The following is a 12100-nucleotide window of genomic DNA, read 5'->3' on the forward strand; positions in this document are numbered from 1 at the left end:
AAAGTGTTTCTTATTCTGGATAACCGGCGAGTCCATCATGCCAAGATCGTGAAGCGCTGGCTCGCAAAGAAGCCCGTGAAGCGCTACCTGGAAGTGTTCTTTTTGCCAGCGTACTCACCTGAACTGAACCCGGATGAATACTTGAACTGCGACCTGAAAAACATGGTGCACAGTGGTCCGGCGGTCCGCTCGATTGAAGACCTGAAGAAACGCACTCGATCATGCATGCTCACATTGCAACGTCGGCCAGAACGAGTAAAAACATATTTCCGGGCAGGACACATTCTGTATGCAGCATGAGCGATGTATTTATCCACCGGGTTAATAACCCTGTTGCTGATCCTGATATTCACCGCCGCCACTGTCTATTTGCAGCTGGAATCACAGGCCGACTACGGTGGCTGGATAGGCGAGAAAATTGTGCAGATGGCCGGCGCCGGCGATCTGGATTCACTGCTGGTGGTGTTGTTTGGCAATTTGGCACCGGTGCTGGCGGCGCTGCGCGCGCTACGCGCCTTTGGCCTCAATCCGGAAAGCCTGATGGCGATTGCCGGTGGCGACAATAAAGCCGGCAATCGTATGGACCCCGGTGCTCGCCAGCGTTTTGCGCGGGAATTCGACGACGTTTCCAGCTCCCTGGAACTGGGGCGCATGGTGATCTTTATCGACGACCTCGATCGCTGTCGCCAGGAAAACGTAGTGGATATTCTTGAAGCGGTAAATTTTCTCGCCGTATCCGGTGATTGTTACATCGTTATTGGTATGGATGAAAAATGGGTGCGCGTGTGTATTGAACAGCAGTTTGCGCAAATGGTTTAGGCGGGGCAGAGCGGCAAGGTCTTCTCGGAAAACTATCTGGAAAAACTCATTAACATAAAGGTGCCGGTACCTATACTGGAGGGCGAAGCGTCCAGCCGCTTACTGACGCCTGAGGAAGCCGCCGCCGCAGAATCTGTGCCGCTACAGCGGCTGCGCCAGTGGGGGCAATTGCAGTGGCAGCGTTATCGCTACTTGCTGTGGATGCTGGGTATTGCGGCTGTAGGTGTCGTAGCCGGGCAGTTGTTTTATTTGCTGGGTGAGCGCCTGGGCCCCGAGTGGTTGCTGCAGTCCCAGCCTGAGCCTGAGCCGATAGTTGTGCAGCAGTGGGATAATGTGACGCTGCAGCCGCTGCAGCTGGAGGGTGGCGAGCAGGGTTTTGTGCTCGATTTTAGTCATACCGCTCAGGCTGATCAAAATGCCACTGACTCGAACAAGGGCCCACAGAGCGGCACACTGCAACTGCATCTGGAAGCTCGGCCAGGCGACCTGGAGCGGGGTGTGCGCTTGGGGCACATCGGCAAAGGTGGTACAGGCCTGGAGCTGGTACTCAGAAATGCGCCTGTCCCCAGCCCTGCTGGTACAGCGCAAGAGGGGGATGAGCAGCAACCGGGCGTTAGGAAGTCGGTTGCACTTAAGGTGCAACAGTTTGTTGCTGGCCAGCCCGGTCGCAACTCAGCTGCGGCCTATGTACTGGCGACCGTGATTCTGCTGCTGTTGACAGGCGCCATTCTCTACTACCTGCTCAAGCGCCAGACCCGCATTGTCACCGACTCAGCAGCGTTCAGGGAGGCGCTCAATCTGTGGCATCCCTGGATCATGCTAAATCGGCAGACGCCGCGGGCGATCAAGCGCTATCTCAATCGGGTACGTTATATCGCCATGCGTTATCGTAGCGAGGATGCGACGTCAGTGGTGCCCCTGTGGCGCCGCCTATTCAGGTCGCAGGCCCTGGCCGCGGAAGCGGCGATCATGGACGAGGGTTTTATCGACGAAGCGCAACTGGTGGCGTTGAGTGCAATTTTTTCGGTGGATGCAAGTTGGCTGCGCGACGCGGAAAAGTTTGACCTGCTAGCCAAGGGCAAGCTGGCAACTTTGCTGGCGCAAAAATCCCGGCCGCTACACCTTGGTATGGACGAGGATTCCAGTGCCTGGCAGGCCGTGGTAGAGCAATTGCAGAAGGCTCTGCAGCAGCATCTCGACAAGCACGGCGCGGCTTTCCTGGAGCAAGACGCGCGGCGCAAATTTCTCAAGGTCGTCACGGCGACGGAATTTGCCTGATAGCAGCTACTACAGCCTGTCGGACTTAACACTGATCTACTGCGGAAAAGCCGAATTTGGTCAATTTATGTACTCTTTTTTGTTAAATAGAACCACTATTCGCCTCAAAAGAGCCCAAAAACTGCCTCAAATCGGCCTTTTCCTCGCTACGACCGGTCAAGTCCGACAGGCTTCTAGATTTTGACTCCAAAGTGGTCGAGGCAAGCGCCGTGCCGGTCTGCCCGCCCAGCGCAGAGGTCGAAGGATGATATGTCCTCAAGGGCTTGAGGGGGTGGGGGCAACAAGGCGCCAGGCGGCATGTTTACGCTCTGCACAAAAATAAAAATTACATATTAAGTCTTTATTTACAGTGGGTTATAAGAATTATACAGGAATGGTTGTTTTTGTATGTTGCACTGCAACATAGCGAGGTATAGAATCCACTCATCAACTAATTTTACCCAAACGACTTTAACCAATAGGTACCTAATCATGTTCAAGAATCTTCCTACTGCTGACTTCTCTGCTTTTGGCGCTCCTGTACAGAAGCTGATCGAACTGAACACCGCTACAATGACAAAAGCATTCGAACTGCAGAAAGCTGCTATCGAAAAGCAGATTGCTCAGTCACAGGCTGATTTCAAAGCTGTTTCTGAAATCAAAAACCCTGAAGCTCTGACTTCTTTTGTTACTGCTAAATCTGAAGAAGCCAAGAAGAACCTTGAGACTCTGAAGGCTGATGCTCAGGTAGCTGCAGAAAGCACCAAGGCTTACTTCACTGAAGTTCAGGCTATCCTGACTGAAAGCAAAGATGTTTTCGTTAATGCTGCCAAAAAAACAGCTTAATTTAAGCTGCTTTTAAAAAAGCCCCCGACAGTAATGTCGGGGGCTTTTTTGTGCCTGATAGGAATAATAACGCTGACGTGAGCCAGACCATCCTGACCACAGATTCCAGCGATCTCAGTTTTTCTCCCGCAAGACCTGGCCGTAACAATCCTCGATCACAAGCCGCACCGTTTTTAGTGCGACTTCAAGTACTTCCAGTTTCACTGATCCCAGTGCCAGACGTATTGCGTGGGGAACCCGTTCGGATGTGGCGAATGGCTCAGCCGTAGAGACGGCGATATTTTCCTGCAGCAGCGCCACCACTACACGGTCGGCTCGGGTTTCTTCTGGCAGCTTAACCCAGAGGAAGTAAGATGCCGGGTGGCCGCTGTACTGCAGTCCGGCCAGGATCTCCCGTGCCATCGCTTGGCGCTGTATGGCATCCCGGCGTTTTTCGGTTTCCAGGCGAGTAACGGTTCCATCGTCAATCCAGCCGCAGGCAATGGCGGTCATAACGCCCGGTGTGTTCCAGGTAGTTGCACGGATTGCGCGCTCGATCTTTGGCACCCAGGGCAGTGGTGCGACGACAAATCCGACACGAAGCCCGGTGGCAACATTTTTGGACAGGCCGGATACATAGACGGTTCGCTCCGGGGCAAGTGTCACCAGCGGAGCGGGGGGCTCTTGTGCCAGAAAGGCATAAGCAGCGTCCTCGATAATGAGCAGATCATATTTTCGAGCGATAGAGACCAGTTGCAGGCGTTGCTTCAGGTCTAAGACCCAGCCCATGGGATTGTGCAGGGTCGGCATGGCGTAGAGGGCACGCACTCGGCGGCTCTGGCATAGCCGCTCTAATGCGTCCAGATCAGGGCCCTGGTCTGTCGCCGAAATGGGCGCCAACTCCAGCCCATGACCCTGGGCGAGTACATTGAAACCTGGGTAGGTGAGTGCATCTGTGGCGATAACATCACCGGGCTCTAGCAGTGCTATCACAGTTGTGGCCAGGCCATGCTGTGCGCCACTCACAATTAATAGCTGCTCGGCACTAACCGACAGTCCCCGACACTTCAGGTGGCGGGCGATAGTGGCACGCTCATGCATGCGGCCGCCATGGGGCTGGTAGTGCAGCAGGGCTTCGAGATCGCCGGCAGCGGCGAGCTGGCGCAGGGCGCCGCGCAGCAAGTCTGCCTGGCCCGGCAGCGACGGGTAGTTGAAGTTGAGATCGACCATGTTTGCGGCCGTTGCCTGCTGGTCTATGCCCTGGGCCGGGGACAGCGCTGTTTCTCGGACAAAGGTACCTCGGCCGGTTTCGCCGCTCGTCAAACCCATGGCCTCAAGCTCGGCATAGACCCGAGACGCTGTCACCAGGGCCATCCCTTCCCGGGCGGCCAGCTGGCGGTGCGTGGGCAGACGGGTACCGGGCGCCAGGGTGCCTGCGCGAATATCGGCGGCAAAGACGTCTACCAGACGTTTGTATTGAGATTTGGGTATGGGAATGTATCCATGACAATAATTTGATTGTCCTGATTTTGGGGCATAGAGTTGGGCCTCGCAAGCGTCGATAACAGGACTCCGACAGTATGCATATTTCTATTCTCACCTTCGAAGGCTTCAACGAACTCGACTCTCTGATCGCGCTCGGCATCCTGAATCGCGTAGCTAAGCCCAACTGGCGGGTGACCATTGCCAGCCCTGCTGCACGGGTGCGATCTATGAATGGCGTGGTGCTCGAGAGTCAGGTATCGCTTGCTGAGGCAAGCACGGCTGATGCGGTCATTATTGGCAGCGGCATGCGCACGCGAGAGATAGTGGCGGATGCGTCGATAATGGAACAGATACAGCTTGATCCTTCCCGCCAGCTGCTGGGCGCGCAATGCTCCGGCACGCTCTTGCTTGCAAGGCTAGGGATGCTTGCGGGTGTACCGGCCTGCACGGATCTGACGACAAAACCCTGGGTGCAGGACGCCGGTATCGAGGTGCTCAACCAGGCATTTTTTGCCAAAGGTAACGTCGCCACGGCCGGTGGCTGTCTTGCATCCCAGTATCTTGCCGCTTGGGTCATTGCCCGTCTGGAGGGTGTTGACGCGGCGCAATCAGCGGTGCATTACGTGGCACCAGTGGGGGAGAAAGAAGATTATGTGTTGCGGGCGATGAACACTATCAGCCCCTATCTGGGCGACACGGCTGTCACTGCTTGAACGCTAAAACCAAGCCTGGCGAAGCCGCTCTGAAGCGGCTTTCAGTTCCGTCTGGTTGGCCAAAATGAAGCTTCCAAGCTGCAGGCTAAGTTGCTGAAAGCAATCGGGAATAAATAGCAAAAAAGGCTTGCGTTCAAAGTCGGCGTCACTATAATACGCACCATCTCTTCAGGACTATAGCTCAGTTGGTTAGAGCACCACCTTGACATGGTGGGGGTCAGCGGTTCGAGTCCGCTTAGTCCTACCAAATTTTGTAACAAAAACAGCCACTAACGGGTCAAGCCGAGTGGCTGTTTTTGTTTCTGTACTGCTGTTTTTCACTTCTTCCCTAGTTGCCCTTGTGCTGATGCACCGTAGCGGCGTGATCTATCTGGGCGGCCAGCTCCAGCATGCGCTGGTACTGCGCGGCCTTGTCGCTGTGTTCGTTACCATCGTCCAGAGCTTCGCTGTAAAACACCAGCGCGCACTGGCTTATACGCCTGGCCTTGTCAGCAGAGTAGGGGCATAGGCCTTTAAGTTCTTTGGCCGTGTTTTCGATGTCTTCCACGACACGGTAGTTGGGTCTGGCAGTGACGTTGGCGAGTAGCATGTTTCGCAGCTGGCCCGCAGTGGTATGCAGGAGGGCAGAAGTACGCATGGGTGCAAGTCCTTTTGCTATGCCCCGTGTCCGTACAGGGCGTTAACCATTACTTCGTAACTATAGCAGGCGTGCTTCTGGAGTGTGTGGCCGTGCTGTCGTAAAAACTTTCCTATTTTTAGGGCGGTTAACGCTGCGTCGAGCGCGCGCAGCGGGTACTCGTGGTTTTCAGGCGCCCTTGTGTGCCAGGGCCGTGGCCGGAACCTTGGGCATGGTGCCTTCAGTACCTGGCGGCTGCCAGAAGAAGCGCAAAGTAGAGGTGCTCTTGCGCTCGAAGTAGCGCACGGTGAGTGGATACCAGCCAGGTTCTGTGACTTCCATTCGGCCGTATTCGGCGTAGCGGTCGGAATGTACGTCCGGGTCTTCCAGAATCATCTGACCGTCGATTTCAAGCCGTACACCGTCGTTGGATTCAAAGGTAAACAGGTAGGTGCCCTGAGTGTCGAGGTGAATGAATCCGGTGATCCGTGCCATGACACCGTCATTAAGGTTGCTGGTCAGTACTGTGCCGCCGCCGACACTGGAGTTTAGCAGCCGAAGATTGGGGCCGGGTTCGCAGGGTTTGCGTGCTTCGAGCCGCACCATCTCGTCGATGTGGCGAATCAATCCGTCGATATAGCAGACTTCAAGTCCAGGCTGCAGGTTGTCGGCGGCAACCGGTGTCTGGGCCTGGCCGGCTGCGCCAAATAGCAGGGCTGCGCTGCTCAGCAGGCACGCCAGAGGCCGAGTGGGGATCAGTTTGCGCATGGGCTCTCCCTTGGGTTTTCTGCCAGTGGCATGGCCGTTAGCCCGTTGAAAAATCAAACGGTGGCGGGGCAGATTGAATTCATTCTGCCCAAAGGGCAGGGCCAAGACAATGCTCCTGCTTTCGATACAGGATGGGGGCTCTTTAGGGTGGCGCTTTAGCGTCGGAGCAAAATTTCCGACAGAGCGTCACTGTCGCTATGGGAGTCCCTGGCAATTTCGATCAGGTCGGCGCAGCTACCGGGGCGCGCGAGCAGGAAGCCCTGCAGCTCGTCACAGCCCAGCTTCTTGAGGATGGCCTGCTGCGCTGTGGTCTCGACGCCTTCGGCCACGACTTTGAAGCGCAGGCTGTGTGCCATGGTGATGATAGCTTCGATCAGGTTTTCGTCATCGTCGTTGCCAGGCATATCGACAACAAAGGAGCGATCGATCTTGACAGTGTTGACCGGCAGCTTTTTCAGGTACGCGAGGGAAGAGTAGCCGGTGCCGAAGTCGTCGATCGACAACGCTATACCCATGTCGCGCAGCTCATAGAGGGTACCGAGAATGCGGTTGATATCGTCGATAACCACGCTCTCGGTGATCTCCAGCTCCAGCAGTTCAGGCGGCAGGCCGCTGATTCGAAGCGCATCGCAGATGTCGGGGATCAGTTCCGGGTCACGCAACTGCCGGGGTGACAGGTTCACCGATACGGGGATCGGGTACGGACTTTGGCGGTTCCACTCCATGGCTTCGGTGCAGGCCCGTTGCAGTGCCCAGGGGCCTAGCTCCAGTATCATGCCTGACTCTTCAGCCAGGGAGATAAAGGTGAACGGGGATATAAGGCCCTGTTCCGGGTGCAGCCAGCGCAGCAGGGCTTCAGCGCCCAGGATGCGTTGGCCATCGATATCAAAGCGTGGCTGATATTGCAGAAAGAGTTCGCCGTTGGACTGGGCACGCCTGAGGCCGTCGTTCAGTTGCTGATCCTGCTGCGCCTGCTGATTCACGCCGCTGTCGAAAAAGAGGATGGCATTGCGGCCCTGCTGCTTGACGTGCTGTGCGGTGGTGTCGGCCTTGGCCAGCAGGGTCTGGGCATCGCTGGCGTCATCGGGGAAGAGCGAGATGCCGATGCTGCAGGTCACTACGGTTTCTGAATTCGCCAGGAAAAAGGGTTGCTGAAAGGACTGCTGGATGGAACGAGCGATGGTATGGCTGCTGCTGGCATCGGGAATATCGTCCAGAATAATGCTGAACTCGTCGCCGCCCAGGCGCGCCAGGGTTTCCCCAGACTCCAGGCATCCTTCGATGCGTCTGGCCGTTTCGCGCAGTAACTGGTCACCCACGGCAGGGCCCAGGCTCTCGTTAATGCTCTTGAAGTGATCGATATCGACGAAGAGTACCGCCACGGTATCCTGGTTTTTAGAGGCCTTGTGCAGTATCTGATCCAGCCGTGTACAGAACTGCTGACGATTCGGCAGGCCGGTGAGGCTGTCGTAGCGCGAAGCCAGTTCAAGCTGCTGCTCGGTGCCGGGTACCCGATTGGTATCGGAGAATACGGCAACGTAGCGCTCTTCGTTGTGGCTGTTTGCCGCGTCGCTCTGCAGGCGTGAAACAGACAGCCAGATCGGCATTGATCCGCCGCTGGCTTGCCGCAGCATGGCTTCGCTTTGCAGTTGCCCGTTCTGCTCAAGCTGCTCGAGCAACTCAGGCTGTTGTGTCAGTGGACTGAAAGCTTGGCCCCAGGTCTGCGGCTGGCTAAAGCCGCTGATGCGCAGGTAGGCTGCGTTGGCGGTGATGATATTGCCGTGCCGGTCGAGCACCAGAATGGCTTCGTGGGTGCTGTTGAGTACCTGGCTGGTCAGTTTCTGGTGCTCGGTATCGAGCCGGTATTCGGTCACATCCAGCACAAGGCCGCCAACGCCCGCGACTTGACCCTCGCTGTTCGGAATCGGGAACAGGGTGCCGAGAAACTCTCGTCGGCCGCGATCCGCGGTTTCGGCGCTGTATTCTATTTGCACTTCGCACTGCTGACTGAGAACTTGCTGATCGGCCTGGCTGAGTTGCTGTGCCAGGGTTTCAGGGTGCAGATCAGCATCGCGCAGGCCGATGATCTGATCTGCACTCAGGCCAATGGCCTGGGCACAGGCGGGGTTGATCATGCGATAGCGCAGGTTCTTGTCTTTCAGAAAGATGAGATTGGGGGCATGAGCCAGTACGCCTTTGAATAGGTTCTCATTTTCCTGCAGGCGCTGCAGCATGCCTTGTACGGCGCTCGCCAGCGGCTTCATGTCGGATGATGATATCTTGAACTCAGCGTTTTTTCCGGGTACCGAGTCGATATAGCGGCACAGATGGCGCATCGGCCTTTGGGCCAGTCGGCAGAGGATGAGCACCAGTAATGTGCCTATCAGCAGGGCTCCGAGCAGGCCGTAGCCAATGTTGCCGGTAAAAGCCTGGCGCATAAGAATGCGGGCGTGATCGGGTAGCAGCAAGCGTATTTCGAAGCGGTTGTCGGGCTCAATGAACAGGCTGTGTCGTTGCACAATGCTGTCATCCGGGACGATCACCTGGGGGCTGGCATCCGTATCTGTCTCGGCGTTTGTGTCCGTTGCGTTGACAGCCTTGCTCGCATCCAGCAGTTGCAGCTGATCCTGCGTCTCGATCAAGGCGCCGATACGGCGGTTGTCGGTGTCGGTATAAAGTGCAATAGCCTGGGCATTGGAGATCGACTGAATTTGATTGAGCAGCCAGAAATTGTCATTGAGGATGACAAAAGAGTGCAGATAGCCCACGACCTCACCGAAGGGCGCGGCAATAATTGGCAAGCTCAGGCGCAGTAACTGGTAGTCCTGCTGCTTTTGCCGGGTCGTCAGGGTGGCCCAGGTATCAGGCACAATGCGGCGCGATGCAAGCTCTGCCAGCGGCAGATATACATTAATAAGCGCAGCTGCGGGAACAAGTGTGAGGGGGCCGTCTTTCAGCTGCACGGCAAAGGCCTGAATATGTTCGCCACTGCGGCTGTTAATGGTCTTTTGCAGCAGTGTCTTGATACCGCCGAGGTTAGCGCTGCTGGCTTCCTGAATGAGCTGAGGACTTTCGGCCAGGGTCGCGGAGGAGCGTGCAATGCCCCGCAGATGGCTTTCGAACAGTTGGTCGATGAGCGCGGCGTGACGGCGCTGGGCCAGTGCCTGTTCCTGCTCGAGTACCTGCATGGAGCTCTGGTAGGCGGGTATCAGTATCAGCAGCGACAGGGCGAGCGTCGCAGTTATAACAATGCCAAGTACGGTGTTGGTAAAGCTCAGTTTACGCAAGTGCCGCCTCCCTGCTTGAATTTGGTATCAGTATCATTGCTCTGCACTGTAACGAAAAGCTTTGTCTGTGAGTAACTTCAGTTCACTTGCCGGCATATCCCGCGTAACCAGTACCATTTCGCCGGAAAAAACCTGTGGCACCTGGTCGGAGCGCTGTTCCAGTTCGGCCTTGATGGCTTCGGCCATGGCGACGCCGTTGTCGTCGTTCATGCGCATGACGGTAAGATCCAGTTCGCCGCGGCTAAGCGCTTCAAGTTCGGCTTTGCCGCCGCCCCAGCCATTCAGCGTTACCTGCTCCAGTTTGCCCCGCATGCGCAGTGCTTCTATGGCACCCAGGGCTGTATCGGTGGTGCAGGCAAACAGCATGTTCAGGTCCGGGTGGCGATCGAGCTCCTGTAGCGTTGCATCCCGCGCCAAATCGCTATTGTTGTCTGTGTAGTAGCTGCCGAGTTGGCGGGTTGCGGGGTTCTCGTTGCCCAGGCGAATAAAGGTGTCTCCGCGCAGGCGGCTGATATAGCCGTGGGAAGAGTACAGCATGGCGTACTGCTTCGGGGTGCTGTTGTCGGCCAGCATGGCCTGCGCCAGCAATCGGGTGCCGGCCTGATGGTCGAAACCGACATAGAGGAACGGCGGGCGTGCGGACCAGTTTTGCAGTGGAGTGGTGACATTCTGCAGGATCAGCTTGGGGGTCTTCTGCGCCAGAATTTTTTCGATCAGCTGGCGGTGGATGAGCGCACCCAGGGTGAAGATCAGATAGTCCGGTTGCCAGTCCAGTGACTTTTGCAGCTGTATCGCCAGTACCGAAGGGTCGTCGTTGAGCCCGGAAAGATGCGTCTGCAACTCGTAGCTGATTTTCAGCTCCTTCAGGCGTGCCTCGAGTGCAAGGATGCTGAGGCGCCAGTAATCCGATGTCTGAAAGGCCGGGTAGATAATGGCGATGCGCACGGGGCGGTTCTGCGGTGCGGTCAGTGCTATGGCAGGGCTGCTGACGATGCTGGCAAAGTTAGCCATGCGCTCGACCTGCTCGGGATGTTGATGCAGATAGTCATCCAGCGGGGTGTAGTCTTCACTGCTGATCGCCTGTTGCGGCAATAGCAGCAACACAAACAGTGCCAGACTGTATCCTGGGTGCGAGCCTGGCGATAAAAGACGGGTAATTCTGGCTACAAACATGGTGATCTACCTTTTTCATCAGGTGAGCCCTTTGTCGTAGCACGGCTGGCAGGGTTCACAACGTCCACTGTAGGTTAGGCCTCGCGCTTGATGCAAGTGCGGGCTCGGCCGACGCGGCGGATAGCTTGGGCGCGTTTTGTCGGAGCAATGGGCGCTTTGGCGCCTGTCGTGGGTCACGACAGGCTGTTTCGCACGTCATCTTAAACGATGGCACCCTAATAATCCTGTGTTTGTTTGAACCACAGGCTCAGGAGGGTTGGGGGCGGGCTTGGCTAAGGGGGCAAGTCTGGAAAACTGTTATCGAACACGCGAACCTTACTCAGGCTTGCATGCCAGGTATTGCATCACGCCGACGGCGCCATGGCGAAGGTTGTGCAGCAGGTTGGCAAACATGAGGGGAAAGTCTGGCCCCAGAATCAGAGCAGGCGTTAGTCTGAGAGTCTGCGACCTGGTGGCGGTGGCCGGGCGACTGTCTTGCCGCTGGCGCCAGGCCAGGGTGGATGCTGTCAGGTCGGTGGTGGTGCGGATCTGAAAGCCGCGAGCCTGCAACTGTGCGACCAGTGTGGCAGGGCTGTGCAGGTGGGATTGTTCTGGCCCTTGTGCCCAGGGGACCGGAAACTGCATCTGCGCGGGGGCGGTCCCCTGAACCAGTTCGTGCAGCACCAGGTGGCCACCGGGTTTGAGCACACGCAGGCACTCATCCAGTGCCTGGTCGGGATTGGGCATGTTCAGCAGGCTGTGCTGCAGCACTATGGCATCGAAATGATCGCTGGCAAAGGGCATGCAGTGGGCGTCGCCCGAGACCTGTGTTACGCAACGAGGTGGCCGGTACAGCTGGCACAGTGCCAGGCTCAGTCGGTTAAGATTGTGACACAGGTCCAGCCCGGTGACATCGCTGCCTGGCAGCTGTGCCAGCAGGCGCAGCAGGCCGCCGGCGCCTGAGCCTGCATCCAGAATGCGCGGCGCCGGCTGTGACGCCAGGCAGGCCGCCAATGTATCGCGCAGATGCAGGGAGGCCTGCAGGCCGCCGGTATGTAGCTGATCAATGGGCGCCAGCTGCCAGGCATCAGCCCCATTGGGGCAGGCGCTGCGCAGTTCGCTCAGCAGCGCCTGCTGCTGTTGCAGGTTATTGCCGTAGTGGTGGTCGATGGACATTG

At 57.0% G+C, this 12100-nt stretch carries 11 protein-coding genes and 1 tRNA gene; 6 read left to right on the forward strand and 6 right to left on the reverse strand.

The genetic code is table 11. The features are described 5' to 3' along the window. The 4 genes from MPRO_RS05645 to MPRO_RS05660 form a co-directional block, all read left to right on the forward strand. On the forward strand, window positions 1-300 hold a 300-nt coding region (locus MPRO_RS05645; protein WP_173645498.1), incomplete at its 5' end, for a transposase. 3 nt (window positions 301-303) lie between these two features. Further along, window positions 304-819 (forward strand): P-loop NTPase fold protein, encoded by a 516-nt coding sequence (locus MPRO_RS05650; protein WP_067288582.1) that lies wholly within the window; start codon window positions 304-306, stop codon window positions 817-819. Between the two features lie 60 nt (window positions 820-879). After that, the gene (locus MPRO_RS05655) at window positions 880-2097 is read left to right on the forward strand and encodes a hypothetical protein (protein ID WP_067288584.1); all 1218 of its coding nucleotides are present in this window, start codon (window positions 880-882) and stop codon (window positions 2095-2097) included. A 471-nt stretch (window positions 2098-2568) separates the two neighbouring features. Continuing rightward, the gene (locus MPRO_RS05660; protein ID WP_067288586.1) at window positions 2569-2922 is read left to right on the forward strand and encodes a hypothetical protein; all 354 of its coding nucleotides are present in this window, start codon (window positions 2569-2571) and stop codon (window positions 2920-2922) included. 114 nt (window positions 2923-3036) lie between these two features. Here the strand turns inward: MPRO_RS05660 and MPRO_RS05665 are convergent, their stop codons facing one another. Then, window positions 3037-4398: an aminotransferase-like domain-containing protein gene (locus MPRO_RS05665; protein WP_245635038.1), complete on the reverse strand. Its 1362-nt coding sequence runs from the start codon at window positions 4396-4398 to the stop codon at window positions 3037-3039. An 83-nt stretch (window positions 4399-4481) separates the two neighbouring features. Between MPRO_RS05665 and MPRO_RS05670 the strand changes: the two genes are divergently transcribed. Together MPRO_RS05670 and MPRO_RS05675 are read left to right on the forward strand one after the other, a co-directional pair. Then, the gene (locus MPRO_RS05670; protein ID WP_067288592.1) at window positions 4482-5099 is read left to right on the forward strand and encodes a DJ-1/PfpI family protein; all 618 of its coding nucleotides are present in this window, start codon (window positions 4482-4484) and stop codon (window positions 5097-5099) included. Between the two features lie 170 nt (window positions 5100-5269). After that, window positions 5270-5346: transfer RNA gene (locus MPRO_RS05675), tRNA-Val, on the forward strand. 81 nt (window positions 5347-5427) lie between these two features. Here the strand turns inward: MPRO_RS05675 and MPRO_RS05680 are convergent. The 5 genes from MPRO_RS05680 to MPRO_RS05700 all read right to left on the reverse strand — a co-directional run bounded on the left by MPRO_RS05680 (window position 5428) and on the right by MPRO_RS05700 (window position 12098). Next, window positions 5428-5736 carry a hypothetical protein gene (locus MPRO_RS05680; RefSeq protein ID WP_067288596.1) on the reverse strand — a complete coding sequence of 103 codons (309 nt, stop codon included), beginning with the start codon at window positions 5734-5736 and terminating at the stop codon, window positions 5428-5430. 168 nt (window positions 5737-5904) lie between these two features. Next, window positions 5905-6483 carry a PA14 domain-containing protein gene (locus MPRO_RS05685; protein WP_158651762.1) on the reverse strand — a complete coding sequence of 193 codons (579 nt, stop codon included), beginning with the start codon at window positions 6481-6483 and terminating at the stop codon, window positions 5905-5907. A 155-nt stretch (window positions 6484-6638) separates the two neighbouring features. Then, window positions 6639-9770 (reverse strand): EAL domain-containing protein, encoded by a 3132-nt coding sequence (locus tag MPRO_RS05690; protein ID WP_067288601.1) that lies wholly within the window; start codon window positions 9768-9770, stop codon window positions 6639-6641. Between the two features lie 33 nt (window positions 9771-9803). Continuing rightward, the gene (locus tag MPRO_RS05695; protein WP_067288604.1) at window positions 9804-10943 is read right to left on the reverse strand and encodes a substrate-binding domain-containing protein; all 1140 of its coding nucleotides are present in this window, start codon (window positions 10941-10943) and stop codon (window positions 9804-9806) included. A 315-nt stretch (window positions 10944-11258) separates the two neighbouring features. After that, window positions 11259-12098 (reverse strand): class I SAM-dependent methyltransferase, encoded by an 840-nt coding sequence (locus MPRO_RS05700; protein ID WP_067288607.1) that lies wholly within the window; start codon window positions 12096-12098, stop codon window positions 11259-11261. Window positions 12099-12100 lie beyond the last annotated feature (2 nt).

This window comes from Marinobacterium profundum (assembly GCF_001528745.1).
Taxonomy (GTDB): Bacteria; Pseudomonadota; Gammaproteobacteria; order Pseudomonadales; family Balneatricaceae; genus Marinobacterium_A; species Marinobacterium_A profundum.

Coding starts and splice junctions, on each gene's coding strand:
- MPRO_RS05650 (WP_067288582.1), top strand. CDS start 304: ATGTATTTATCCACCGGGTTAATAACCCTGTTGCTGATCCTGATATTC.
- MPRO_RS05660 (WP_067288586.1), top strand. CDS start 2,569: ATGTTCAAGAATCTTCCTACTGCTGACTTCTCTGCTTTTGGCGCTCCT.
- MPRO_RS05670 (WP_067288592.1), top strand. CDS start 4,482: ATGCATATTTCTATTCTCACCTTCGAAGGCTTCAACGAACTCGACTCT.
- MPRO_RS05680 (WP_067288596.1), bottom strand. CDS start 5,736: ATGCGTACTTCTGCCCTCCTGCATACCACTGCGGGCCAGCTGCGAAAC.
- MPRO_RS05685 (WP_158651762.1), bottom strand. CDS start 6,483: ATGCGCAAACTGATCCCCACTCGGCCTCTGGCGTGCCTGCTGAGCAGC.
- MPRO_RS05695 (WP_067288604.1), bottom strand. CDS start 10,943: ATGTTTGTAGCCAGAATTACCCGTCTTTTATCGCCAGGCTCGCACCCA.
- MPRO_RS05700 (WP_067288607.1), bottom strand. CDS start 12,098: ATGTCCATCGACCACCACTACGGCAATAACCTGCAACAGCAGCAGGCG.